This is a genomic window from Flavobacterium sp. (genome assembly GCF_035456225.1).
GTDB lineage: Bacteria > Bacteroidota > Bacteroidia > Flavobacteriales > Flavobacteriaceae > Flavobacterium.
On the sequence record NZ_DATIDM010000139.1, the window covers coordinates 1 to 26225 of the forward strand.

The window sequence follows — 26225 nt, forward strand, 5'->3', positions numbered from 1 at the left end:
TTGCGGACTCCATTAAATGCAATCAATGGGATTACCCACATACTGATTGACGACAATCCGAAGCCCAGCCAGATGAATTACCTCAATTCACTGAAGTTTTCCGGAAATTACCTTTTAACCTTCATCAATGACATTCTCGAAATCAACCGGGTTGAATCTGATGTCGTTGAAGTGGAAAACATCGACTTCGACTTAAGGGATTTACTTGAAAATATAGTCGGATCTTTTTCAGAAATAGCCAACAAAAACAAAACGGTTTACCATCTTGAAATTGACGAAAAGATACCTTCCACTTTAATAGGAGACCCTACAAAACTGTCTCAGATTTTCATCAATCTGATTAACAATGCCATTAAATTCACCACAAATGGAAATGTTTGGGTTACCGCTGTTGTTAAAAAAGAAAAAGGAAATTCCGTCAAATTACATTTTGAAGTACGAGACACAGGAATAGGAATTCCAAAAGACCGCATAGAAACCATTTTTGACAGTTTCACCCAAGGTTCAGTTGAAATCAACCGAAAATACGGCGGTACTGGACTCGGACTTGCCATTGTTAAAAGACTGGTGGATTTATTGGGCGGTAAAATCAAACTGGACAGTGAAGAAGGCAAAGGTTCGCGATTTTATTTCGATGTCTCCTTCAACATCAGCAGTAACAAAATTGAAAAGAAAACAGTGCCTTTCTATGACGACAGTTTATTGGTAGACAAAAGAATACTTTTGGTTGAAGACAACAAAATCAATCAAATGATAACCCAAAAAATGCTGGAAAGAAAGAAAATGCACTGCCATATAATCGAAAATGGTGAAGACGCAGTAGAACACATGCGTGACAACACTTATGATTTGATTTTAATGGACGTACATCTTCCGGGTATTAATGGCACTATCGCAACAGAACATATCCGAAAGTTCAATCACGACACACCTATCATAGCTTTAACCGCAATTTCATTAGACGAAAACAAAGAAATGCTGCTTTCTTACGGAATGAACGATGTAATCACAAAACCATTTGACCCGGAGAAATTCTACGAAGTTATTGCTGTGACTATCAATCAGAATATTAATACTGTATAATCAGATTTCTGATCAGATTTCTAACCTTGGGTTCTGCTCCTTTTGCCGCTTCCAAAACTTCATCGTGAGTTATGGTTCCAATACTGGCCTCATCACCCATATCTGTAATTACGGAAACACCGAACGTTTCCAATTCCATATGGCGGGCAACAATAACTTCAGGAACCGTAGACATCCCGACACAATCGCAACCCAAGGCTTTTACCATCCTGTATTCTGATAAAGTTTCAAAAGTCGGCCCCTGCAACCCAAGATAAACCCCTTCATGAACTGCAATACCCATTGCTGACGCAATTTCTTTGGCTTTAACAATCATTTTCGGGCTGTACGGCGCACTCATGTTTACAAAGCGCGGTCCGAAACGCTCATCGTTTTTTCCTCGAAGCGGATGTTCCGGCATCATATTCACATGATCTTTAATCAACACCACCGAACCTACCTTATAATCCGGATTTACACCTCCGGATGCATTGGAAACAATAAGTTTGTCTACCCCTAAATATTTCAATACACGAACCGGAAAAGTAACCTGCTTCATGTCATATCCCTCATAAAAATGAAAACGTCCCTGCATGGCCACAACTTTTTTTCCTTCAATAGTTCCAAAAACCAAAGCGCCTTTATGACCTTCAACAGTCGAAACCGGAAAATTCGGAATTTCTTTATATGGTAATGTATGCTCAATCTGGATATCATCTGTAAATCCACCCAAACCCGAACCTAAAATCACACCATATTCTGGCGTAAAACCAGTTTGTTCTTTTATATAATTAACGGTCTCCTGTACTTGTTCCCACATAGTGTTTAATTGTTTTATCAAAATCCTCCTGCGCCGTGACAAAAGAACTCTTTATAGGTAAATAATATAATTGTGCTTTGGAAATCTTCCCTTTTAAACGGACAAAATCCTTTTCGGTTGTAATGACAATTTTGTTTTTCGCTTTTAATGTAATGTCCTGTAAATCATGCTGTGTAAAGTCGTGATGATCCGGAAAGACCATTGTAGATGATTTTGCAGCCTGCAAATGTGCAAAAAAAGGTTCTGGTTTTGCAATTCCGGCCAAAATCAATTTTTCTGACTTCTGAATTTCTTCAATTGAAAATTTACCTTCTTCCGAAAACACATGGGTATCATAATCTATAAAAGTAAAGAAGACCTGTTGGTGTTTTAAAGGTTTCAATCGCAACACAATAGCTTCCTGCTCCTCTTCTGTTAATTGTGGAGGACATTTGGTAACCACTATTATATCCGCCCGTTTCGCCCCGCTCCTGCTCTCTCTTAAGTTTCCTGCAGGCAGAATTAAATCGTCACGGTACAAATCACTATAAGCGGTGAGCACTATATAAAAACCGGCTTTGACTTTGCGGTGCTGAAATGCATCATCTAATAAAATGACATCAGGAGGATTTTTTTGGGAAAGCAGCCGGGTAATTCCGTTAACCCTGTCAGCATCTACTGCAACCTGAATTTTTGGGAATTTCTGATGAAACTGGAACGGCTCATCGCCTAAAATTTCAGCATTTGAATCATTATCCGCCAGAACAAAACCTTTCGATTTTCTTTTATAACCACGGCTCAAGGTGGCAATTCTGTAGTTTTCAGACAACAATCGGATTAAATATTCTATTTGAGGCGTCTTTCCGGTTCCCCCAACACTTAAATTCCCCACCGCAATAACAGGAACGTCAAATGCAGTTGATTTGAAAACGCCTCTATCAAACAAAAAATTGCGTAGAGAAGTCACAAATCCGTACAAAACGGAGAATGGAAAGAGTAATTTACGAAGAAAATTCATAACACGAATGTAGCTATTTTTTATCTTTTTGAAAAAAGTTATCGGTTTATTCGTTACTTTGTTATTCAGAAAATTATTTCAGATGAAGATAGCAGAAATACTTTCCATTTTAGAAGAAATGGCTCCATTGGCCTATGCAGAAGATTTTGACAATGTCGGACTCCTGCTCGGTGATGCCAATTCCGAAGCCACCGGTGTTCTGGTTTGCCATGACGCTTTAGAAGCAGTAATAGACGAAGCTGTTGCGAAAAAATGCAATCTGGTGGTATGTTTCCACCCAATTTTGTTTTCGGGATTAAAAAAAATTACCGGAAAAAATTATGTGGAACGTGCTGTCATCAAAGCCATCAAAAACGATATCGCCATCTATGCCGTGCATACTGCGCTTGACAATCACAAACAAGGTGTTAATAAAATTTTCTGCAATGCTTTAGGCCTGACCAACACCAAAATATTGATTCCCAAACAAAATTTCATTCAGAAACTGATTACCTATACCATTCCGGAAAACGCTGAAGAACTTCGCAATGCCCTATTTGATGCCGGAGCCGGAAAAATCGGTAATTACGAAGACTGCAGCTTTAATTCGAAAGGCATCGGGACTTATATGGGCAACGAAGACAGCAACCCGCAAGTTGGAGAACGTTTTGAATTTGTGGAAAATGATGAAATCAAAATCGAAGTCACATTCGAGAAACATTTGCAGGGAAAAATCCTCAAAGCGCTTTTCCGAAACCACGCCTATGAAGAAGTAGCTTATGAAATTTACAATCTGGAAAACCAACATCAGAATATTGGCCTAGGAATGATTGGCGATTTACCGCAGGAAATGGAGGAACCCGACTTCCTTAAATTTGTCAGAGAAAAAATGGATTGTGGCGGCATTCGCCATAGTCGGTTTTTAAATAAATCGATTAAAAAAGTTGCCGTTTTAGGAGGATCGGGAAGTTTTGCCATAAAAAATGCAATAGCCTCCGGAGCCGATGCTTTTCTTACGGCCGATTTGAAATACCATCAGTTTTACGAAGCCGAAAACAGGCTCTTATTAGCCGATATCGGTCATTTTGAAAGCGAAAGATTTACAAAAAATTATATAGTTGATTATCTTACGAAAAAAATTAGTAATTTTGCAATCATTTTATCGCAAGAAAACACAAATCCAGTTAAGTACTTTTAAAATATGGCAAACATCAAAGAACTAAGTGTAGAAGAAAAATTAAGAGCTCTTTATGATTTACAGCTAATCGATTCAAGAATCGATGAGATCAGAAATGTTAGAGGAGAGCTACCTCTTGAAGTTGAAGATTTAGAAGATGAAGTTGCTGGATTAAGCACTCGTTTAGACAAACTTAAAAGCGATTTAGAGACTATCGAAGAGCAAATCAAAGAAAAGAAAAATGCTATCGAAGGTCATAAAGAATCAATCAAAAAATATTCGCAACAACAAAAAGAAGTTCGCAACAACAGAGAATTCAACGCTTTAACGAAAGAAGTTGAGTTTCAGGAGTTGGAAATCCAATTGGCGGAGAAGCACATTCGCGAAATGAAGGCTTCTATCGAGCACAAGAAAACGGTTTTAGCTGAAACAAAAGAAAGACTTGACGCGAAACAAACCCATTTAAAACACAAAAAAGCCGAGTTAAACGACATCATGGCTGAAACAGAAAAAGAAGAAAACTTCTTATCTGGTAAATCAGTAGAATTCCGTGATCAAATCGAAGAGCGTTTATTAAATGCTTACGACAGAATCAGAACCAGCGTAAGAAACGGTTTAGCGGTTGTTTCAATCGAGCGTGGTGCTTCTGCAGGATCATTCTTCACTATCCCGCCTCAAACTCAAATGGAGATTGCTTCTAGAAAGAAAATTATTACCGATGAGCACAGTGGAAGAATATTGGTAGACAGTGCTTTAGCTGACGAAGAAAAAGACAAAATTCAGCAATTATTTGCTAAATTATAAGTAACTTAAAGTCTCCAAACGGAGGCTTTTTTTTATGGAACAACTTAACAAAATATCTTACTTTATACTAACCAAATCCATTGGGTTATACATCAACCTGATGAGTTTCGTTTTTCCTAAAAAAGCCACACTGTTAGCCTATAAATACTTTGCTGTACCGCGTAGTGGAAGACTACTCCCAAATGCCATTCCGGACATACTGAAAGAAGCAGAACATGAAGTCCTTGTTCATGACAATCACAGTATTCAGACCTATACCTGGAAGGGAAACGAAAACAAAATATTACTTGTTCACGGATGGGAAAGCAATGCAGCCAGATGGGAGCAATTTATCAATTATCTGAAAAAATCGAAGAGCACAATCATCGCATTAGATGCGCCGGGACAAGGTCTCTCCAGTGGCATTGAATTTAACATTCCGCAATATGCGCAACACGTTAATGCTTTGGTTGAACGATTTAAGCCACAATATATTATTGGGCATTCCATCGGAGGTGTTACCTGTTTGTATTACCATTTTAAGTACAACAACCCGGTTTTGCAGAAAATGGTAATTTTAGGAGCTCCGAGCGAGTTTGAAATCCTTTTAAGAAATTACAAGAAAACCATCAGCCTTAACAACAAAACTTTTCAATTGCTTACCGAAAAATTCACGGAGCGATTTAACATTCACCCTTCTGACTTTTCAGGAAAAAAATTCGCTGCTACTTTTAACCTCAAGGGATTAATCGCCCATGATGTAGACGACGATGTTGTGGCTTTCAACGAAGGTAAAGAAATAGCCAATGCATGGAAATCGGCAAAATTTATCGAAACAAAAGGTTTGGGACACAGTTTACATGATGAGAAACTGTATCAGCAAATCAACATTTTTCTGTTTGAAGAATAAAATTAGCGTTTTATGATTTTTTTAGAGCATGTCTTTTTTCCATCGGTTACTTTGACGAAATACACTCCTTGAGGCAGCTGTTCAACACTAAATTCATTATGCCCTGACTGTAACGAATAATCCATAACTTTTTGTCCTAAAGCCGTAAAGATCTCAAATTTTGCATTATCACCAACCGATTGAGGAAATACAATCTTCAATTTATCGTTTACAGGATTTGGAAATACGGTAAAAACCAACTTCTCATTATCCGAAACATTAAGATTCTGATTTATCTGTAAAATAGCCGCCTGCATGTTTGGTAATGGGCCAATATTTCCTGCCACGGCTGTTCCTTGGGAAATTCCGGTAGATTGTAATAAACTGCGCATCTGCAGCGGACTCATATAAACCCCGGTAAGACTGTGATAGTATGAATGAAGCACAACCACACAGGAAGCAACTATCGGAGTAGCAGAACTTGTCCCAGAAAAATTAGTATACCCCTGATTAAAATCACCAGCAATCATTATTAAATCACCATTACCACAGGCGCGGACATTCGCTGCCCAGCCCTGGACATCAACGCGTGACCCGTAGGTACTGTAAGATATTCTGTTATGCGCGAGATCATCAGTCCCTGCGCCAACAATAATTGCCCCTGAATTTCCTCTGCTCATATAAGAAGCATAATAAGCTGAATCCAGATTCTGATTTCCGTTAGCAGCAGCTTCAACAATGATGATTCCCGCATCCGTAGCCGCTTTGGTCAAATCCCAAACGACATTATCGAATTCGGCAGGAACATAATTACCACTTTGACCATAGGCCTGCATCTCATAAACGATTACATCACCTGCTGCTGAACTGGCAATTGCCTGAGAAACAGCATTCACGCGATTGTAACCGGTTTGCTGCCATTCCGGAAACAACAGCATTTCCATTGCATCATAGGCCATCCCAGAAACTCCGTAGGTTCCTTTATCAGCATACATTATTCCGAAAACTGAAGTACCGTGTTCTGTATAGGAAGGTGTTGCGCTGCTGGAGATATTCATGCCGGGAGCAATAAACGCATTTCGATCTACCAATTCTTCATGATTTTTATTGAAGCCGTATTCAACATCACGAATCCGGATTCCGGCTCCGGTAAGACCAAGTCCCCATGCATAATACATGTCTACTCCGGGATTTACATCCAAATAAGTCTGAAAGGATTCAAAATTTGGCGTAGCCGGGGCAATATCGCTGGGGGGAGCTATTGGTTGTAAAGGCATCAAACAACTATACGTAACCACATCTGATTTTTCCAGACGTGAGGCCAAAACCATCAGGCGTTCATTGGAAGGATTATCAATAGTAACTTTAAGTATGTTGCTTAATTTTGAAATCGATTTGCCATCATGACCATTTTGTTTGGCTGCTTTATAAAGTTCATCCGTTTTATCATCGGAAATTACAATCCCCTTTCGAAACTGCACGCTGAATTCTTCAATAAGCAACTTGATTTCAGGCAACTGAACAAGAACACTGTTGTAATTTTCATCATTAAAAACTACAGATTCATCAAAAGAAACATATAATTCGTGTTGTTGAGTATTAGGTGCTAACCGAAATTCACCCTTTCGGTTTTGGGCGAACAGCAATGAATTAAAAAAAAAGAATAAGAGTATTGCTTTCTTCAATTAGCTAACGAATTAATTTTCAAATATATAAAAAAGTCACCCTATTCTAAAACTTAAAACACCTATTATGCAAATAAGTGCTATTTTTGCAGCATGGAAGAAAACAAAACACGCATCAACAAATTCCTTTCGGAAACAGGCTATTGCTCAAGAAGAGAAGCCGACAGACTATTAGAAGAAGGGCGCATCACCATCAACGGAATTGTACCTGAAATGGGAACAAAAGTATCGCTTGATGATGAAATCCGTGTTGATGGAAAACTGATCCGTGAAAAAACTTCTAAACCTGTCTATTTAGCTTTCAACAAACCGGTTGGTATTGAATGTACCACCAATCAAAGCGTAAAAAATAACATTGTCGATTACATCAATTATCCAAAACGCATTTTTCCCATAGGCCGATTGGATAAAGCCAGTGAAGGACTTATTTTCATGACCGATGATGGAGATATTGTAAACAAGATTCTTCGCGCACGCAACAATCACGAAAAAGAATATGTGGTTACAGTAAACAAACCCATAACCGATCGATTCATTCAACGTATGGGGAACGGCGTGCCTATTTTGGACACTGTTACCAAAAAATGTAAAGTGGAACAAATCAGCAAGTTTGTCTTCCGCATTATCCTAACCCAAGGTTTAAACCGTCAGATTCGCCGTATGTGCGAATATTTAGGCTATGAGGTAACTGCTTTAAAACGTATACGAATCATAAACATTTCATTAGATGTAGCTATCGGGCGCTATCGTGATTTAACGGATACAGAAATTCTGGAACTAAACCAGCTTATTGAGCCTTCCAGCAAAACAGAAGAAGCAAGTTTGCCAAAAGTAGAAAGTAAAAGACCGGTTCAGGATAAATTCAAAAAAAATTACCCGAACGCAAACAGAAATAGGAGAACAAACCGGGACTAAAAATTTTCCAATACATTTATTTCCAGTGCGAATAATTCGATGTACTTAAAATACAAAACCCAAGATGTATTTATCTTGGGTTTTGTATTTTTATAAGGGTTTTTCCATGACGAAATCTTCCATGAGATATCCCTGACCTATTTCGATATCTTCCTGATAGATGATTTCAAAACCGAGTCGTTTATAAAAATCCTGAGCGCTGTTATAGCGATTCACATTGAGAAAAACATGTGAATTTCCGGCTGTAAGAGCTGCTTTTTCTATTTCCGATAAAAGCAGTTTCCCTAATCCTTTTCCCTGTGTTTCAGGCATTACGTAAATTTTGTGCAACTTTGTTTTTCCTGTGGCATTACAATTTACTTCGTAAGCGGCAAACCCATAAAAAACACCGTTTTCTTCGGCTAATAAAAAAATATGCTTCTTCTCCATTTGCTCTTCCAAAGCCGGAATGGCATAGAAATTCTCCAACATATAATCCAACTGGGCTTCCGAAAGTATTTCCTCGTAAGCAACCGGCCATATTTTATAGGCTAAATCCCTGACAATGTGAAGTTGGCTTTTATCAGCTGCAAATACACGCATTTATTTTCCCATTTTTTGTTCTCTTGCCAATAAGGTGTTTTTCATCAGCATAGCAATGGTCATTGGCCCAACACCACCAGGAACCGGCGTAATGAAAGAAGCCTTTTTTGATACATTTTCGAAATCGACATCTCCGGTAATTACATATCCTTTCGGATTCGTTTCATCAGCAACTCGTGTAATTCCCACGTCAATCACCACTACATCATCTTTTACCATTTCAGCTTTCAGGTAGTTTGGCACTCCCAAAGCAGTAATGATGATGTCGGCCTGACTGGTAATCTGCGTAATATTTTTGGTGTGACTGTGCGTTAAGGTAACTGTTGAATTTCCAGGAAACCCTTTACGTCCCATCAAAATACTCATCGGACGGCCTACAATATGACTTCTTCCGATCACAACGGTATGCTTTCCGGCAGTGTCCACGTTGTAACGCTCCAAAAGTTCCAAAATCCCGAATGGCGTCGCAGGAATGAACGTACTCATATCCAATGCCATTTTTCCGAAGTTTTCAGGATGGAAACCATCTACGTCTTTGCTTGGGTCGATTGCCATAAGCACTTTCTGCTCATCAATCTGATCCGGCAAAGGCAACTGAACAATAAATCCGTCGATATTATCATCCTCGTTCAATTCCTTTATTTTCTTCAACAATTCAGTTTCTGAAGTAGTACTTGGCATTTTAACCAAAGTGGATTCAAATCCAACGCGTTCACACGCTTTTACTTTACTCCCGACATACGTCAAACTCGCACCGTCATTACCTACAATGATAGCCGCCAAATGAGGTACTTTTTCACCTTTGGCTTTCATTTTCTGAACTTCGGCTGCAATTTCAACCTTGATGTCTTCTGCCGTTTTTTTTCCGTCTAATAATTGCATTCTATTTCTGTTGTGTTATTATTAAAAAAAGAAGACGCGATTGCTCACGTCTTTTTATTATTTATCTCATCCCTTTCATTCCACCCATCATTCGCATAAGGTTTTTGCCTCCTGCTCCCTGCATCATTTTCATCATTTTGCTCATTTGGTCGAATTGTTTCAGCAATTGATTTACCTGTTGGATATCCGTACCCGAACCTTTTGCGATTCTTAATTTACGTTTTGCATCCAAAATCGCAGGTTTAGTTCTTTCTGTCGGCGTCATCGAATGAATAATAGCCTCAATATGTTTGAAAGCATCGTCTTCAATCTCAACATCTTTTAACGCTTTTCCGGCACCAGGGATCATTCCGACCAAGTCTTTCATGTTACCCATTTTTTTCACTTGCTGGATTTGTGTTAGGAAATCGTCGAAACCGAATTCGTTTTTGGCGATTTTCTTCTGTAATTTACGAGCTTCCTCTTCGTCGTATTGCTCTTGGGCCCTTTCTACCAAGGAAACAACGTCTCCCATTCCTAGGATACGTTCTGCCATACGTGACGGATAGAAAATGTCAATCGCTTCCATTTTCTCACCTGTACCGATGAACTTAATTGGTTTATCAACTACGGATTTGATGGAAATAGCAGCTCCACCACGGGTATCACCGTCTAATTTGGTCAATACAACCCCGTCAAAATTTAATCTGTCATTAAATGCTTTTGCCGTATTCACAGCATCTTGTCCTGTCATGGAATCCACTACGAATAGTGTCTCCTGAGGCTGGATTGCTTTATGAACGTTTGCAATTTCGGTCATCATTTCTTCATCCACAGCCAAACGACCAGCAGTATCGACGATAACCACATTAAATCCGTTCGCTTTTGCGTGTTTAATCGCATTTTCTGCAATGGAAACCGCATTCTTATTTTCAGGCTCTGAATAAACTTCAACACCAATCTGTTCTCCAACTACATGCAACTGATTAATCGCTGCCGGACGGTAAATATCACAGGCAACCAAAAGCGGTTTTTTCCCTTTTTTGGTTTTAAGGAAATTCGCCAATTTCCCGGAGAAAGTGGTTTTACCCGAACCTTGCAAACCCGACATTAAAATCACGGAAGGATTTCCCGAAAGATTAACTCCGGCAACATCACCCCCCATCAATTCGGTCAACTCGTCTTTTACAAGTTTCACCATCAACTGACCCGGCTGTAATGTTGTCAATACATCCTGACCAATGGCTTTATCTTTTACACGTGTAGTAAAATCTTTGGCAATCTTAAAATTAACGTCGGCATCAAGTAAAGCACGTCGTACTTCTTTCAAAGTATCCGCTACGTTTACCTCGGTGATTTTTCCGTGCCCTTTTAATATATGGAAGGCTTTGTCAAGTTTATCGCTTAAATTATCAAACATGATAGTTTTTGTTTAATGAGGTGCAAAGATAATATAAAGTCGCAAAGGTGCAAAGTCACAGAGGCGCAAAGTTTTAACTTCCGCACAATAAAAAAACCAGCTTGTACACTGGTTTTGTTTATTAATTCTTTTCGAAAGTCAGAAAATCGGTTCCTCCATTTCCACCACTAACATGTGTTAAGCGCAATTTAGTATCAGTATGCTCCAAGATATGCCAATCTTCAGACAATTCAGCAAAATCCGGCGGACTTGCAAATACAATATTAAAATCTATATCGTCCGGACTATCATCACCACTATTGTCATCGGTAACCGACCAGGCTCCTACATTTGTGTTACTCCCGTCGGTCGCTGTTAAAATACTGCTTGAACCAAAGGTAAAATTGTAGCCGTTAAAATTTGACGTTTCATCCGAATCGGTATCAAAGAAATACGTTATTCTCCAAGTGCCCGACATAACGTCATTTTTGATTTCATCGATGGTCTGATTATTGTTTGATGACGAACTGCTGTTATCATCATCGTCTGAACAACCCATCGTAATTGTAAGCAGACATACTACTACTGAAAGACTAATTATTTTTTTCATAATACTGATTTTAAGTTTTGTATAAAATTAGCCTTTTTTTCAATAGAAATCTAAATAAAAAAGCCCCGATAAATCGGGACTTCACTATCATAATTTAAAAAATTATGCTTTTTTAGCGCAACAAGATTTTTTCTCACCTGATGCACAAGCTTTTTTCTCCTCTTTTGAGCAAGATTCTTTTTTAGTAGTTGCTTCTTTTTTAGCAGGTCCTGCTTGTTTTTTCTCTTGAGCTGTTACGTTCATTGAAACTGTAAATAATGCTACTGCTAAAATTGCTACGATATTTTTCATGTTTTTATTTTTTAAAATTTAATTAATTATTGTTTTTTCTTCTTCGTTCATTGATTGATGTTTCTCTGCTTAAGAATTCATTTCCGGCGGATGCCAGAATGTATTGTAATAATAAGGTATAAACGTTTTTTCGTAAATTAACCTCTCCTGTTTTTCTTCTTCAAAAATCACAGGAATTGAAATGTTCTGAATTTGTTGCACAATGAACTGACCAGTAGAAAAATTCATATTCAGAATACATTTTTCTTTCTCACAACCTTCAGGGATTTCTCCGCCACTGCAACATCCGCCACCTTCACTCATAGCCACACAACCACCCAAAAAATGGGTTTTCACCTCACGCATCGTAGGAACTCCGATGAGAAGCACAAAGTAAAAGGTTAGAATAGCGGTCAAATATTTCATCGATTCAAATATAAAAATAAATTTGAATTATGAAACTTGTTAAAATCTTATTATTTTCTTAAAATTTAAAACTGGAAATAAATAAAAGGCTGAGGGCCTGCTGAAGCGGTAGCATAAACCAGCCAATACACCAATCCTAAAAGAATAGCTTTTAAAATAATTGGAAGTGCCTTGAAAACGTTTTGCATACGTTCCACCATTTTTTCCGGAAGATAATGCCATGCAAATCCGATTGCCATAAGCAGGAATACATTTTTATATCCTTGGGCCACAATTTTCCATTGCTCCCAATCAAACGTTACTTTGCCAATGTTATTTATTAATTCCAATGCCGTCGTAAAATCTTTGGCTCGGAAGAAAATCCAACAAAAAGTTACGAAATGAAGTGTAAGCAATACCGATATCACCAGCCAAACAACACCAAAAAAAGACTTCTTACCATCTTTTCGGGAAGGGAAAAACTCCAAAATGATTTTATGAACCGCCAATCCCATTCCGTGCAGTGCGCCCCAAATAATAAAACGCAAACTCGCTCCATGCCATAACCCTCCCAACAACATGGTGGTCATAAGGTTAACATTGGTAAACAGCGTACGTTCCTTTTCTTTTGATAGCAAACAGGTCAGCACAAAAAGAAGCGTGGAAGAAACAGCAACAATCAACGGAATATTACTTGTAGGTGCCTGCGTAATTCCCCATACAATCAATCCGAAGAAAAACACGGCCGGAAATAAAAATCCGGCAAATGTCCCGTTACGGTTACCTCCTACTGATATATATAAAAAGTCTTTTAACCATGTTGACAAAGAGATATGCCATCTTCTCCAGAATTCGGTAATCGAAGCGGACTGATAAGGCGTTCTGAAGTTAGTCGGAAGCTTAAATCCAAGCAATAATGCTACTCCGATGGCCATATCTGAATATCCCGAGAAATCGCAATAGATCTGAATCGCATAACCGTAGGAAGCCATCAGATTTTCAAAAGCGGTATAAGCGGAAGGCGCATCGAAAACACGGTCCACGAAGTTTATTGAAATATAATCGGATATAACCGTCTTCTTTATCAATCCGCCAATAATCAATAAAAAGGCTCTGTTGATATCGTCGCTGGTTACATTTAATTTCTGATAAATTTGAGGAAGAAAATCTTTGGCACGAACAATCGGACCGGCCACCAATTGAGGAAAAAAGGAAACGAAAAACAAGTAGTCAACATAATTTTTCGTCGGTTCGATTTCCTTACGATAAATCTCAATGATATAACTTATCGACTGAAACGTATAGAACGAAATCCCAACAGGAAGGATAATCTTCTGAAACTCAAAATGACCGTCGGCTACTGAATTATAGGTATCAATAATAAAATTGGTATACTTGAAATAACCCAGAAAACTCAAATTCAAAACCACACTGAAAGCCAGACATAATTTCTTATTCAATACACTTTGTGTGCGATGCACAAGATTTCCGAGATTATAATCTACAACTGACGATCCTAACAGCAATAAAAAGAAAATCCCGCTCGATTTATAGTAGAAGAATAATGAAAACAGGATGACATATACCAACCTTGGATAAAAAGTATTTTTAAGTGCAATGTAAATAGCGTAAAACACTAAAAAAAGCCCTAAAAAAAGACCGGTATTGAACAAAATAGGTTCTTTCGGATTATAAACAAACCAATTCTGAACAGTTTCTGCGTTTATTGATGTAAAAAGTGAGGCAATATTTTGGGCAAACCACTCCTGCATATTATTTCTTCTTTGTTGCTTTAAAATTTTCGTACGCTTCTAACAGTGCCTGACTGAAAAGCGCACCTTGTTTCTCATACCCTGATTTAGTGTAATGCACCTTATCTCCCGACATTAATCCCTGACGATAATTGCGATTTACACCATACATTCCGCCCATAATGGCAAACAAATCCCAAGCGGCATGATTGACCGTTGCAGCCTGTGTGTTGATCGCACGCGCATAATCATCAGCAAAACGATTCAAAGAACGACGGTACAACAACGAAGGAGGTGTTGACATAACTAAAATTTCGACATTGGGATTCTTGGCTCTTATATTGGAAAGAAGCGTATTCAGTTGATTCATATAATCCAGAACCGCCATTTTGTCGAAGGTCTCGTTCGTCCCCAAAGAAACTATTACCAAATCAGCTTCCAACGACGGAACCTGATCGAAAAACAGCGGGTATTTATTATAATCAGATGCTTTAGCGCCATTTACACCAATCGCACTATAGGTAATACCCGGTTCGTTTCTTTCGAAAATCAATCCGTTAAGCGTAAAGTTTGAAGCGGTTTTATTCGGAATCAGGTAAATCTTATCCATCATCGTTTCCGAATAAAAAGTATGAGAATAAGCATCGCCAGTCAGCGGAAGCGGAATAAATTCAGAACGCTTCACATTCCTTTTCTGCATTTCGTTTGTTGGAATCTTCAGTGTTTTTCCTGCACGGATTTTATCGGATTTCAGTCCGTTTGCCTTTTTCAACTGCGCAACGGAAACATTGTATTTATCAGCAATGGTGGAAATCGCTTCCCCATTTTTTATTTTGTGAACGATTTTCTTCGGTACGGTCGACTCTAAAACAATGGTTTTCGAACTCGTGGCCACATCAAATTGAGAAGCATTATTAGGTGTGACAATTTTCAGAGTATTGAACTGGTAATTGTTATCCTTAACGTTTACTTCGATAGCAAAACCTTTACTTTTAGTCGTAAGCGAGATTCCGCTCAAACCAACCGGACTTCCGTTTTTCTCTTTCGTGATTTTATGTGAATTCCAATCGGCATTGGAGGAATATCTGATAAAATAACTTCCGTTAGTGTGGGCTAAATTGTGCGGAAAGGAAAACCCTAATCCGCCGTTTCCGAATTTCTCCTGAAGATTTTTTCTGATAACGCCGGTAAATAAATCCGCCTGGATATGCGAATCCCCAATATGAACTACGCGTACTTTACCCGTTTTAGCGGTTTCCAGCAAGTATAACTTTTCGAAAAACTTATCTAAAGCTTTGGTGTTTGAAATGGCATTTTCTCCGTAGCGGACTTTTTCTTCCATCCCCAAAGTATCAACCTCCACCAAAGTAGAATCAACCACCTGGGCGGTTACTGTTGACGAGAACAGCAAGCCGAAAAAAGCTATGAAAAATTTATTCCACATGAACACTGTCTGTTTTAACAATTACACTATCGGTTTTTACCACAGGCTGCTCCGTTTTTCTATTGGCCCGTAGACGTTTGAATTGTTCATAACCGTTGTACACCTGATTGTAAATCATACTCGAAATTTTCTTTGCACCACGATAGTTAAAGTGCGTGTAATCTTTATTAGCAGAAGCCGGAACTTCTTCCACCCATTTCACCATCGAACCGTCACCGCCCATCAGCATATATAAATTCACATAACCTGCCTGTGCCTGGATGGCGTATTTCTTTTGAGCCTTTGTTAATGGAACAACAGCCGAATCCGTTTTCATCTCCAAATCGTATTTTGTCGCTTTATCGGCTGTGGAAACAACCAAAATGGCAACTCCTGGGAAACATTCTTTTAAATGATCCACCACTTTTTTCATTCGTTTCTCATACCAGGAATAATTCAGCGAACCATAATTCAGAACATTGGTTCCGTAGTGCAATACGATTAAATCATAGCCTAATTTCTCATGGAACTGACGCATAACCTGCGTATTGAAGGTAGAAATCGGTAAACCGGAATTTCCTCTGTTTGAGAAATTATCAACGTGAACCCCTTTTCCGTCGTCAAAATTCAATCCGTAAACCGGAATCGAATCGGCATTTATGAAATCCAGTTTCAGATCCTTGGTCGTTTTTCCGATAACCAATGTATTCACCAGTTTACTTGGCGAAAGTTTCTTATAAATAGTATCCTTACCGACTTTGAAAGCAATTTTCCCGTTTCTGTTACTTGATTTTCCGTAGAATAGCGTCGGATTGTATAATTCGGATAAATTCTGAAGTTTGCTTGCCTTGTATTTTACCCATTCCACATTAGCGGTATCGTTGGCAAAAAACACGTGACCGTTTACCCCGAATGGGCTTCGCGGTTTTTTCACGTTCAGATAGGACTGGGTTTTCCAGTTCCCTGAAAATTCATGCTTGATGGAATTACGTGAGCCGGCAGATTCTGACGTGATATTCACAAAACCAACGCCCTGACCTCCGAATTGATTCTGAAAATTAGCTCGGAAATCCTGAACAATCATATCCCCATCGGTCATGGAATCGCCAAAGTATGCGATACGAACATTACCTTCGTGAGTAGTTTCCAACTGAAACAATTTCTCATAAAACTGGATCAGATGCTGGAATCCTTTATAATCCTCAAATTTTTCATCCGGAAACGTAATTCCGTCCACAGCGGTAAAAGAAATCGGCTGGTTGGAAAGCGTATCGCCATCGGTTGCACTTTCATCTTCTTCCAAAGCCTCAAGCAACAGACTGTCGATAACCACATTTTTTGAATTTACCGTACTCTCCGAAAAAAGCTTCTTCGGCAAAATCGATTTGAAAACAAGAAATGCCGCTATTGAAACAGCAAATATTGCAAATGATTGAACAAAGTATGATTTATTTTGATTCATTTTATTTTTTTAGGGATAAGTTAAAAGGGATAAGGGAATAGTCAAAAACTTGTACCTGGTATTCTCTTCTCCCTTTTCCCTTTTCGCTAGTCACTTTTATTTTTACATTCTCTCCGGCACATCAATTCCCAGTAAAGCGAAAGCAGATTTAATGACTTCACCAACTTTTTTAGACAACTGCACACGGAAAATCTTCTTCATTTCGTCTTCTTCACCCAAAATAGAAACCGTCTGATAGAACGAATTGTATTCTTTCACCAATTCATAGATATAATTCGCCACCAAGGCCGGACTGTGGTGTTTGGCCGCATCCTGAATCACCACCGGGAATTCCTCCACCATTTTAAGCAGTTCTTTTTCCTTTTCATGGATTTCAACCGTCACATCGGTATTCAGATCGAAATCGGTTTTTCTTAAAATCGATTGGATACGGGCGTAAGTGTACTGAATGAAAGGACCTGTGTTTCCGGCAAAATCAACCGATTCTTCCGGATTGAACAGCATTCCTTTTTTTGGATCCACCTTCAGCATGAAATATTTTAAAGCACCTAATCCGATGGTTCTATACAACTTCGTTTTTTCTTCTTCGGAATAGCCTTCCAACTTTCCTAATTCCTCGGAAATTTTACCTGCCGTTTCTACCATTTCTCCAATTAAATCATCGGCATCCACAACGGTTCCTTCACGGGATTTCATTTTTCCTGAAGGCAATTCCACCATTCCGTAGGACAAATGATATAAACTTTCAGCCCAGTCAAAACCTAATTTTTTCAGAATTAGGAACAGCACTTTAAAGTGATAATCCTGCTCGTTTCCGACCGTGTACACCATTCCTCCCACATCGGGATTGTCTTTCACACGCTGAATTGCGGTTCCGATATCCTGTGTCATGTAAACCGCTGTACCGTCGGAACGCAATACGATTTTTCTGTCCAGTCCGTCTTCGGTTAAATCAATCCAAACCGAACCATCCGGATCTCTTTCGAAAATACCTTTCTCTAAACCGAATTGCACTACTTCTTTCCCTAATAAATAAGTGTTGCTTTCGTAATAATACGAATCGAAATCAACACCCAAATCTTTGTAGGTAACAGCAAAACCGTCGTACACCCATTGGTTCATGGTTTTCCAAAGTGCTACCACTTCCGGTTTTCCGGCTTCCCAGTCCAAAAGCATTTGCTGTGCTTCCAAAATCATCGGGGCCTGTTTTTTAGCTTCTTCTTCCGATTTTCCTTGCGCCATTAACGCCGTAATTTCAGATTTATAAGCTTTATCGAATTCCACATAATATTTTCCAACCAGCTTATCGCCTTTCAATCCGGAAGTTGCAGGTGTTTCTCCATTTCCGAATTTTTGCCAGGCCAACATCGATTTACAGATATGGATTCCCCTGTCGTTAATAATTTGGGTTTTGTATACTTTTTTGCCGGAAGCTCTGATGATTTCGGCGACGGAATATCCCAAAAGGATGTTTCTCACGTGACCTAAATGCAGCGGTTTGTTCGTGTTCGGTGAAGCAAACTCAACCATGACCGCTTTTGCATTTTCTTTCGGAGCTGCAAAGCCATAATTGGAAACATTTTTGATTCCGTTGAAAAAGTTCAGATAATATGCATCTGAAATTACAATGTTTAAAAATCCGGAAACCACATTAAAACGGGCTACTTCCGCAACATTCGCTACAAGGTACTCGCCTATTTTAGTTCCTAATTCAACCGGATTGCTTTTAACCAGCTTCAAAAGCGGAAAAATCACCACGGTAATGTCGCCTTCAAACTCCCGGCGGGTCGCCTGAAATTCCACTTTTTCCAGTGTCACATCAAATACATCCTGAACCGCTTTTTGGATTTTTTCCGTAAGAATTTGTTGAAGCATCATATTTTTCGAATTTTTAAGGATGCAAAGATACGTTTAATTGCAGAATTTGGAAATTCGAAAATCAGAAATTTTAACGTTGAAATTCAGCACTTTACAGAATAAAAATCAGAAATAGGCAATTTTTTCGGAAATATTTGTAACAAACCCCTCAATTCGGAGTCTACTATATGCATTCTGCAGGCGTATTTCTGCAGCAACACATTTTACAATAACCATAATTAATCATCAATCAACCGAGGCCCAGCCAACAGTTTGGGACGCGGTGGAAAAAAATCAAAAGCATGAAACTCAAATTATTCATAGTTTGCATCTTGAGCGCAATCGGTTCAGCATTTGCCCAGGCGCCTGTTGCAGCAATAGGAAACGTCTCGGGAAAAGTAATCGATAAGGCGACGAAAGAACCCATTGGCTATGCCTCTGTTTCGATCAAAGAAGGTGACAAAGCGGTAACCGGTGCAGTCACTCAGGAAAACGGAACTTTTAATATTCTCAATTTGGAATTAAAAAGTTACACATTGGAAGTTCAATTCATCGGATACAAAACCTTTAAAAAAGCGTTCACCTTAACCGGCGCTGATAAATCAATAGATTTCGGAACCATAGCTTTAGAATCAGAAGCTACTCAACTGGAAGGAGTTAACATCGTAGCCGAACGTTCCAATATCGTTCAGAAAATAGACCGAAAAGTCGTTAATGTAGGTAAGGATTTAATTGCCTCGGGAACAACTGCATCGGAGATTATGAACAATATTCCTACGGTAAGTATCGACCCTCAAACAAAAGAACTGAGTCTTAGAGGTAATACCAATGTTCGTGTATTAATTGACGGAAAACCATCAAACATTGAAGCGTCTCAATTGTTGCAACAGATTCCTTCATCTTCCATCAAACAGATTGAATTAATCACCAGTCCTTCAGCAAAATACAATCCGGAAGGAATGAGCGGTATCATCAATATCATTTTGCATAAAAACACAAATAACGGTTTTAATGGTACAATCAATGCAGGTGTTACTTTCGGTGAAACCCCAAAAACCAATACGGCATTAAACCTTAACTACAGAGTCGGAAAAGTCAATTTCTATTCCAACTACGGATATAATCATGGTATCAATGCAAATCACGGTTGGATAAACAGTGCTAATCCTGGACTGGAAAATTTACAAAATTTCGAATTCAGAAACCTGGGTAATTCTCATGTTTTGAAATTGGGAATGGATTACTATATCAATGATAAAAACACTTTATCCATCTACACCAACCAGAATATTGCACATACGGATGGTTACGTAAAAACTGTAGTTGATTATTTTCCTGCTGTTAAGAACGACACTTATCAGCATTTTGATAACGAAAACGAAAACAAAACACATACCTATGACCTTGCCTTCAAACACGATTTTGATAAAAAAGGGGAAAACATAGAGTTTCAGGCGAATTATTCTAAAACCAAAAATAGCGAGGACACAAACTACGACAACAATTCCCATCAGACAGACGGTACTTTGTTCTCTGATTCAGTGGCAAAAAACCTGATTGATGGTGTTACCGATTATGCCCAGTTTAACATTGACTATGTTAATCCAATTTCAGAATCTTTAAAATTGGAATTAGGGGCCGAAAGCCGAATTCAAACCACAGAAAGTGATTTTGTCTCAACTGAAGCCGGTAACAGATATATTCCGCCAGCTACTTTCACCAAAGATTCCAACTACGACTTTACGTTTGACAGAAACATTCATGCGGTATATTCCAATTTCAGCAAACAATGGAATTCAAAATGGAGTTCACAGATTGGTTTAAGAGCTGAATATTATGAAATCAACGGAGATTTCCACAGAGTAGACAACAATTTCGATTCGGCTGATACTCCGCAAAACACCACGGATACTCAAGATGACACAGTAACTGACGATATTTTCACGGTTTACCCTTCGGCATTCATCAATTATGCACCAGATGAGAAAAATTCATTCAACTTTAATTATTCAAGACGTGTTGACCGTCCTAGTATTGGTCAGTTAAGCCCGATCAGAGAATGGACAACTCCTTTGGTGGAATCAAGAGGAAATCCAACTTTAGAACCTCAATTCACCAACTCGATTGAAGTAAATTATACCCGAAACACCAAAATAGGTTCTGTCACTTCGGGAGTGTTTTACAGACACATTACCAACGAAATTTCAAGAATCGTTTACAATGACCCTAACAATGTAGAAAGGAAGATACTTTCTTATGATAATTTTGATGACAACAACGCTTATGGTGTTGAGGCATCAGGAAACCTGAAATTTACAAAATGGTGGGCTGCCAATGTTAGTGCCGATGCCTATTTCAAGACCGTTAAAGGAACCGTTCAAAATGCGATTACCAGTGAACTGGAAAATGCGCAGGCTGAAGTAACCACTTTCAATACCCGTATCAACAATACATTCACGGCAACGAAAGACATACGATTCCAGTTATTCGGTATGTACAGAGGAGCAGATTTAAGTTTACAATTTGAGCGCAAGGCAATGTGGAAAGCGGATTTCGGAATGACTTACAATGTTATGAAAGGGATGGGAACGTTTACTTTACGATTCAACGATATTTTCGACACTATGCATTTTGGCTTTGACGGAAATGTTCCTTACAGATCATACGGTGAGTTCTATTGGGAAAACCAAACCGTTTATGTCGGATTCAACTATATGTTCGGAGGGGGCAAAAACAAAGCCTTACAACGCAAACAACGTGACGCTAACGAAACACAAGGTGGCGGAATGTTCTAAAAATGTTTTTTTTAGTTTTTCAATTTTATATTGCAAAAAAAACCTCGGATTGTCAACCGAGGTTTTTTGTTTTTTATTTATCAAATTTTAAGGCATCTGCTTGTTCTTTATCTTCTTTATGTTTCTTTAGATCAAAAGTAGTTCCGAAAACTTTATCCCAAAATGTATTGCTTACTCCGTATCCCAAATGCTCGTCTCTGTAATGATGCATCTGATGGTTTCTCCACAAAGGTCTCATAAACTCAAAAGGCGGTTCAAAAGCATGAATGGCATAATGCATGGAAGCATACAACAGGTAACCAAACATAAAACCCGGGAAAAAAGCCCAATTATAATCCCACAATATAAGATAATGCAATCCGAATAGGGCTGAAGACAAGATAAGACTCGGAACCGGCGGCATAAACAAACGGTCTTTATCTTTCGGATATTCGTGATGATTACCATGCATGATGTAAGCGACTTTTTTCATCCTGATGTTCTCGCTTACCATATGAAACAAATAACGGTGTGCTATATACTCGAAAAAAGTCCAGTAAATCATCCCGCACACAAAAAGACCTGCCGTAAGCAAAACTGACAAACCGTAGACCGAATGGGCACGAAAAACCAAATAGCCTAATATCGGAATATACATGCTCCATATCAGTATCGGATTGCCTTTTGTAAGCATCTCCAGATACTTGTTCTCGAATAATCTTGCCTGACCTTCGTTGAAAACTACTACTCTTCTTGCCATTTTATTGCCACTTTAAAATTAGTACTCTAAAATTAAAAATAATTTTCAAAAAAAAGCAATGAAAAGTCAGTGAATTAACACAAAGTTAAATTACCAGCGAATAATTGCACTTCCCCAAGTAAATCCACTACCGAAAGCCGCTAAAACAACCAAATCGCCTTCTTTTATTTTACCTTTTTCCCAAGCTTCGGTTAAAGCAATCGGAATAGAGGCAGCGGTAGTGTTTCCGTATTTCTGGATATTGTTGTAAACCTGATCGTCTGACAGTTTAAATTTCTGCTGAATGAACTGTGAAATTCTCAAATTCGCCTGATGCGGAATCAGCATGTTTATATCGGAAACCTGAAGATTATTAGCCTGCAACCCTTCGTTAATCACCTCACTAAAACGAACTACAGCGTTTTTAAATACAAACTGACCGTTCATGTACGGATAATAGCTTTCATCGTTCGGATCGTTGTCTGCTATAATATCGGTCACCCAACGTTTCCCCATCCCCGGTGCCTGCAAAGCCAATTCTTCGGCATGCTGTCCCTCGGAATGCAAATGTGTGGAAAGTATTCCCTTGGAAGTATCTTCTTCGCGACTCAAAACAGCAGCTCCGGCTCCGTCACCAAAAATCACTGAAACTCCGCGTCCTCGTGTAGTCATATCCAAACCAGTGGAATGTACTTCCGAACCGATAACCAATATATTTTTATACATACCGGTTTTTATGTACTGATCAGCTATAGAAACCGCATACACAAACCCGGAACACTGATTTCGTACATCAAGTGCACCAACGGTCCGTAATCCTAAATCTCGCTGCACCAAAACTCCCGGACCCGGAAAATAATAATCCGGACTTAAAGTGGCAAAAATCACGAAATCGATATCTTCTTTGGCAACTCCGGAGCGTTCAATGGCAATTTTTGCGGCCTTTACCCCCATTGTTGTTGTCGTATCTTCTCCTCGTATAATATGACGACGCTCCTGAATTCCGGTTCGCTCCTGAATCCATTCGTCGTTGGTTTCCATTATTTTGGACAGATCATCGTTGGTTACAATATTATCGGGCACATAATAACCTAATCCTGTTATTTTTGAGTGGTATTTCATTTTATTTTTTATTAAAAATAGAACTACAAATTTAAGGATTATCGAACCAGAATAGCTGTTTGGATGACTTTTTTCGATGTTTGAAGTTTACATCCGACAAATATTTCACTTTTTAACACCGCTTTCGCTGATTTGTTATCAGGTTGTAGTATTTTAGAGGCACAAAATTCATTAAACTACCCTTTTATGAAATTAATTTATAACTCTTTGTTTTTCTTATTATTAGGAAGTTCCCTGTTCGCGCAGGAAAACCTAAAGTACCAGAAACCTTCCAAAGAAATTTTGGCATTGGCAGACTATGAAAGAGCACCATCTGTAAGTATGGACACCAAAAAAGAATGGATGCTTTTAACCTATCGCAATACCTACAAAAATCTGGACGATTTAAATCAGGAAGAAATGCGATTGGGCGGTTTGCGAATCAATCCGACAACCAACATATCGAGCACGGTTACCTACATCAGCAATCTGAAAGTACGCCGCATAAAAGATAAAAATGAAATTCAGGTTACAGGCTTACCCGAAAATGCAAAAATTGCCAATCTTTCGTGGTCGCCCGACGAGAAGAAAATCGCTTTTACCCATACCACAAATTCCGGAGTAGAACTTTGGCTTTTGGACATCGTTTCCGCAAAGGCTACGAAACTTACTTCGGCCAATCTGAACGCAAACATGGGCAACCCGATTAACTGGTTCCGTGACGGACAAAACCTTCTGGTAAAAATGTTGGTTTCAAACCGTCCGGCTTTGATCGACCCGAAAAAAGATTTGCCAACAGGTCCAATAACTTCCAACAGCGAAGGAAAAGTTTCTCAAAACAGAACCTTTCAGGATTTACTGAAAAACAAAACCGATGAAACCAACTTCGAGACATTAGTTCGTTCGGAATTATATAAAATCGATTTAAACGGAAAAGCCGAATTATTCAAAAAGGCAGACATGTATGCAGGCGAAAGCTTTTCTCCGGATGGGAATTACATAATGATTTCCACGCTCCAGAAACCGTTTTCTTATATTGTACCTTTGAGCCGTTTTCCGCAAAAAACAGTTGTTCACGATAAATCCGGTAATGAAGTTAAGACCGTAAATGAAGTTCCGCTGAACGAAATCATGCCTAAAGGTTTCATGGCTGTCCGTACCGGAAAAAGAAACATGGGATGGAGAAATGATACTCCGGCTACCATCTATTATGTGGAAGCTTTGGACGGTGGCGATCCGGCAAATAAAGTTGATTTCAGGGACGAAGTTTTCCTTTGGAATGCTCCTTTTACTTCAGCACCGACTTCATTGGTAAAAACACCACAACGTTTTGAAGGAATCACATGGGGGAATGATAAAATTGCTGTAGTCTATGACGGCTGGTACGATACTCGAAACACTAAAACGTATTTGATCAACCCTTCAAATCCGGCCGAAGCGCCAAAAGTGATTTCCGACAGAAATTCGCAGGACATTTATTCTGATCCCGGAAATTTTGAAACAAAAAAGAATAATTACAACAGACAGGTTCTTGCTCTTGAAGGTGATGCTGCTTACTTGATCGGCGACGGTTTTACAAAAGAAGGCCAGTTTCCTTTTATCGATGAATTCAATATCAAAACTTTAAAATCGAAACGTTTGTATCAATCCGCCTTCAAAAATAAAAAAGAGGATATTCAATCTATCGAAGATTTTAAAAAAGGATTGGTTTTGGTTCAGATTCAGTCGCCAACAGAATTCCCAAATTACTATTTCAGGGATATTGAATCGAAAGATAAAATCACTCCAATAACCACGTTCAAAAATCCATTTGAAAGTATTAAGAACGTATATAAAGAAGTTATCAAATACAAACGCAAAGACGGCGTGGAATTATCAGGAACTTTATACCTTCCGGCCAACTACGACCGAAAAGCAAAAACGGAAAAACTTCCTCTTTTGATCTGGGCATACCCAGCTGAATTTAAAGACAAAAATTCGGCCGGACAATCAAACCAAAACCCTAACGAATTTACATTTCCGAACTATGGTTCTTTCGTTTATTGGGTAACCAAAGGTTATGCTGTATTAGATGACGCTTCTTTTCCTATAATCGGTGAAGGCAAAACAGAGCCAAACGATACTTTTGTAACACAATTAGTAGCTAATGCTGCGGCAGCCATTGATGCTGTGGACAACCTGGGATACATCAACCGTAAAAAAGTGGCTGTGGGCGGACATTCATACGGAGCTTTCATGACGGCAAATTTGCTGACACATTCCAATTTATTTGCCTGCGGAATTGCGCGAAGCGGAGCTTATAACCGAACTTTAACGCCTTTCGGATTCCAAAGTGAACAACGAAATTATTGGGAAGCACAGGGTGTCTATAATGAAATGTCGCCTTTCATGAACGCCGAAAAAATGAAAACACCATTGTTACTCGTTCATGGTGAAGCCGACAATAATCCGGGAACTTTCACTTTACAGACCGAACGTTATTTCCAGGCCCTTAAAGGATTGGGAGCACCGGCCAGAATGTTGATTTTACCTAAAGAATCACACGGGTACGCTGCAAAAGAAAATATTTTCCACCTGTTATGGGAAGAGGATCAGTTTTTGGAAAAATACCTGAAAAACTAATACCAAACAAAAACCCCGAGCGGATTAGCTCGGGGTTTTTAATTTATGACAAATCAGCTTTT

At 38.9% G+C, this 26225-nt stretch carries 22 protein-coding genes; 7 read left to right on the top strand and 15 right to left on the bottom strand.

Annotation, left to right across the window (positions count from 1 at the left end):
- Positions 1-1083: ATP-binding protein (locus VLB74_RS08285; protein WP_325202986.1), on the top strand; the 1083-nt coding region annotated here is incomplete at its 5' end.
- Here VLB74_RS08285 and VLB74_RS08290 read toward each other — a convergent pair.
- Both VLB74_RS08290 and lpxK read right to left on the bottom strand, forming a co-directional pair.
- Complete coding sequence (locus tag VLB74_RS08290; protein WP_325202987.1) at positions 1070-1882, bottom strand: purine-nucleoside phosphorylase; 813 nt, start codon at positions 1880-1882, stop codon at positions 1070-1072. The genes VLB74_RS08285 and VLB74_RS08290 overlap by 14 nt on opposite strands.
- Entirely contained in the window at positions 1854-2879 is a 1026-nt protein-coding gene (lpxK, locus tag VLB74_RS08295) for a tetraacyldisaccharide 4'-kinase (RefSeq protein WP_325202988.1), read from the bottom strand. Before lpxK ends, VLB74_RS08290 begins: the two co-directional genes overlap by 29 nt.
- Before the next feature lie 82 nt (positions 2880-2961).
- On the opposite strand from lpxK, the gene VLB74_RS08300 reads away from it, so the two are divergent.
- Genes VLB74_RS08300 through VLB74_RS08310 form a run of 3 tightly spaced genes read left to right on the top strand, consistent with a single transcriptional unit; the run spans position 2962 to position 5728 of the window.
- Positions 2962-4056, top strand: coding sequence for a Nif3-like dinuclear metal center hexameric protein (locus tag VLB74_RS08300; protein WP_325202989.1), 1095 nt, complete (start codon positions 2962-2964; stop codon positions 4054-4056).
- A gap of 3 nt (positions 4057-4059) precedes the next feature.
- Positions 4060-4839: a zinc ribbon domain-containing protein gene (locus tag VLB74_RS08305; protein WP_325202990.1), complete on the top strand. Its 780-nt coding sequence runs from the start codon at positions 4060-4062 to the stop codon at positions 4837-4839.
- Between the two features lie 34 nt (positions 4840-4873).
- On the top strand, positions 4874-5728 hold the full coding sequence (locus tag VLB74_RS08310) for an alpha/beta hydrolase (RefSeq protein WP_325202991.1): 855 nt from the start codon (positions 4874-4876) through the stop codon (positions 5726-5728).
- A 2-nt stretch (positions 5729-5730) separates the two neighbouring features.
- Here VLB74_RS08310 and VLB74_RS08315 read toward each other — a convergent pair whose 3' ends face one another.
- Positions 5731-7392, bottom strand: coding sequence for a S8/S53 family peptidase (locus VLB74_RS08315; protein ID WP_325202992.1), 1662 nt, complete (start codon positions 7390-7392; stop codon positions 5731-5733).
- A gap of 93 nt (positions 7393-7485) precedes the next feature.
- Here VLB74_RS08315 and rluF point away from each other — a divergent pair, with 93 nt between their 5' ends.
- On the top strand, positions 7486-8307 hold the full coding sequence (rluF, locus tag VLB74_RS08320) for a 23S rRNA pseudouridine(2604) synthase RluF (RefSeq protein WP_325202993.1): 822 nt from the start codon (positions 7486-7488) through the stop codon (positions 8305-8307).
- Positions 8308-8397: 90 nt separating this feature from the next.
- Here rluF and VLB74_RS08325 read toward each other — a convergent pair whose 3' ends face one another.
- From VLB74_RS08325 to argS, 10 genes are all read right to left on the bottom strand, one after another.
- The gene (locus VLB74_RS08325) at positions 8398-8889 is read right to left on the bottom strand and encodes a GNAT family N-acetyltransferase (RefSeq protein ID WP_325202994.1); all 492 of its coding nucleotides are present in this window, start codon (positions 8887-8889) and stop codon (positions 8398-8400) included.
- On the bottom strand, positions 8890-9771 hold the full coding sequence (locus tag VLB74_RS08330) for a bifunctional 5,10-methylenetetrahydrofolate dehydrogenase/5,10-methenyltetrahydrofolate cyclohydrolase (RefSeq protein WP_325202995.1): 882 nt from the start codon (positions 9769-9771) through the stop codon (positions 8890-8892).
- A 61-nt stretch (positions 9772-9832) separates the two neighbouring features.
- Positions 9833-11170 (bottom strand): signal recognition particle protein, encoded by a 1338-nt coding sequence (gene ffh, locus VLB74_RS08335; RefSeq protein ID WP_325202996.1) that lies wholly within the window; start codon positions 11168-11170, stop codon positions 9833-9835.
- A 121-nt stretch (positions 11171-11291) separates the two neighbouring features.
- On the bottom strand, positions 11292-11759 hold the full coding sequence (locus tag VLB74_RS08340; protein ID WP_325202997.1) for a hypothetical protein: 468 nt from the start codon (positions 11757-11759) through the stop codon (positions 11292-11294).
- 102 nt (positions 11760-11861) lie between these two features.
- The gene (locus VLB74_RS08345; protein ID WP_325202998.1) at positions 11862-12050 is read right to left on the bottom strand and encodes a hypothetical protein; all 189 of its coding nucleotides are present in this window, start codon (positions 12048-12050) and stop codon (positions 11862-11864) included.
- A 69-nt stretch (positions 12051-12119) separates the two neighbouring features.
- Positions 12120-12455 carry a hypothetical protein gene (locus VLB74_RS08350; RefSeq protein WP_325202999.1) on the bottom strand — a complete coding sequence of 112 codons (336 nt, stop codon included), beginning with the start codon at positions 12453-12455 and terminating at the stop codon, positions 12120-12122.
- A gap of 65 nt (positions 12456-12520) precedes the next feature.
- Positions 12521-14206 carry an MBOAT family O-acyltransferase gene (locus VLB74_RS08355; protein ID WP_325203000.1) on the bottom strand — a complete coding sequence of 562 codons (1686 nt, stop codon included), beginning with the start codon at positions 14204-14206 and terminating at the stop codon, positions 12521-12523.
- A 1-nt stretch (position 14207) separates the two neighbouring features.
- Positions 14208-15629 carry a GDSL-type esterase/lipase family protein gene (locus tag VLB74_RS08360; protein ID WP_325203001.1) on the bottom strand — a complete coding sequence of 474 codons (1422 nt, stop codon included), beginning with the start codon at positions 15627-15629 and terminating at the stop codon, positions 14208-14210.
- Complete coding sequence (locus tag VLB74_RS08365; protein ID WP_325203002.1) at positions 15619-17070, bottom strand: SGNH/GDSL hydrolase family protein; 1452 nt, start codon at positions 17068-17070, stop codon at positions 15619-15621. Before VLB74_RS08365 ends, VLB74_RS08360 begins: the two co-directional genes overlap by 11 nt.
- A gap of 102 nt (positions 17071-17172) precedes the next feature.
- A complete protein-coding gene (gene argS, locus VLB74_RS08370; protein WP_325203003.1) occupies positions 17173-18948 on the bottom strand; it encodes an arginine--tRNA ligase in 1776 nt (591 codons plus the stop codon).
- Positions 18949-19229: 281 nt separating this feature from the next.
- Here argS and VLB74_RS08375 point away from each other — a divergent pair, with 281 nt between their 5' ends.
- Positions 19230-21722 (top strand): TonB-dependent receptor, encoded by a 2493-nt coding sequence (locus VLB74_RS08375; RefSeq protein ID WP_325203004.1) that lies wholly within the window; start codon positions 19230-19232, stop codon positions 21720-21722.
- Between the two features lie 73 nt (positions 21723-21795).
- On the opposite strand, the gene VLB74_RS08380 is transcribed toward VLB74_RS08375, so the two are convergent.
- Positions 21796-22461 (bottom strand): sterol desaturase family protein, encoded by a 666-nt coding sequence (locus VLB74_RS08380; RefSeq protein ID WP_325203005.1) that lies wholly within the window; start codon positions 22459-22461, stop codon positions 21796-21798.
- A 90-nt stretch (positions 22462-22551) separates the two neighbouring features.
- Complete coding sequence (locus tag VLB74_RS08385; RefSeq protein WP_325203006.1) at positions 22552-23562, bottom strand: 3-oxoacyl-ACP synthase III family protein; 1011 nt, start codon at positions 23560-23562, stop codon at positions 22552-22554.
- Positions 23563-23748: 186 nt separating this feature from the next.
- Here VLB74_RS08385 and VLB74_RS08390 point away from each other — a divergent pair, with 186 nt between their 5' ends.
- Positions 23749-26163, top strand: a complete 2415-nt coding sequence (locus VLB74_RS08390) for a S9 family peptidase (protein ID WP_325203007.1) — start codon at positions 23749-23751, stop codon at positions 26161-26163.
- Positions 26164-26225: the final 62 nt, after the last annotated feature.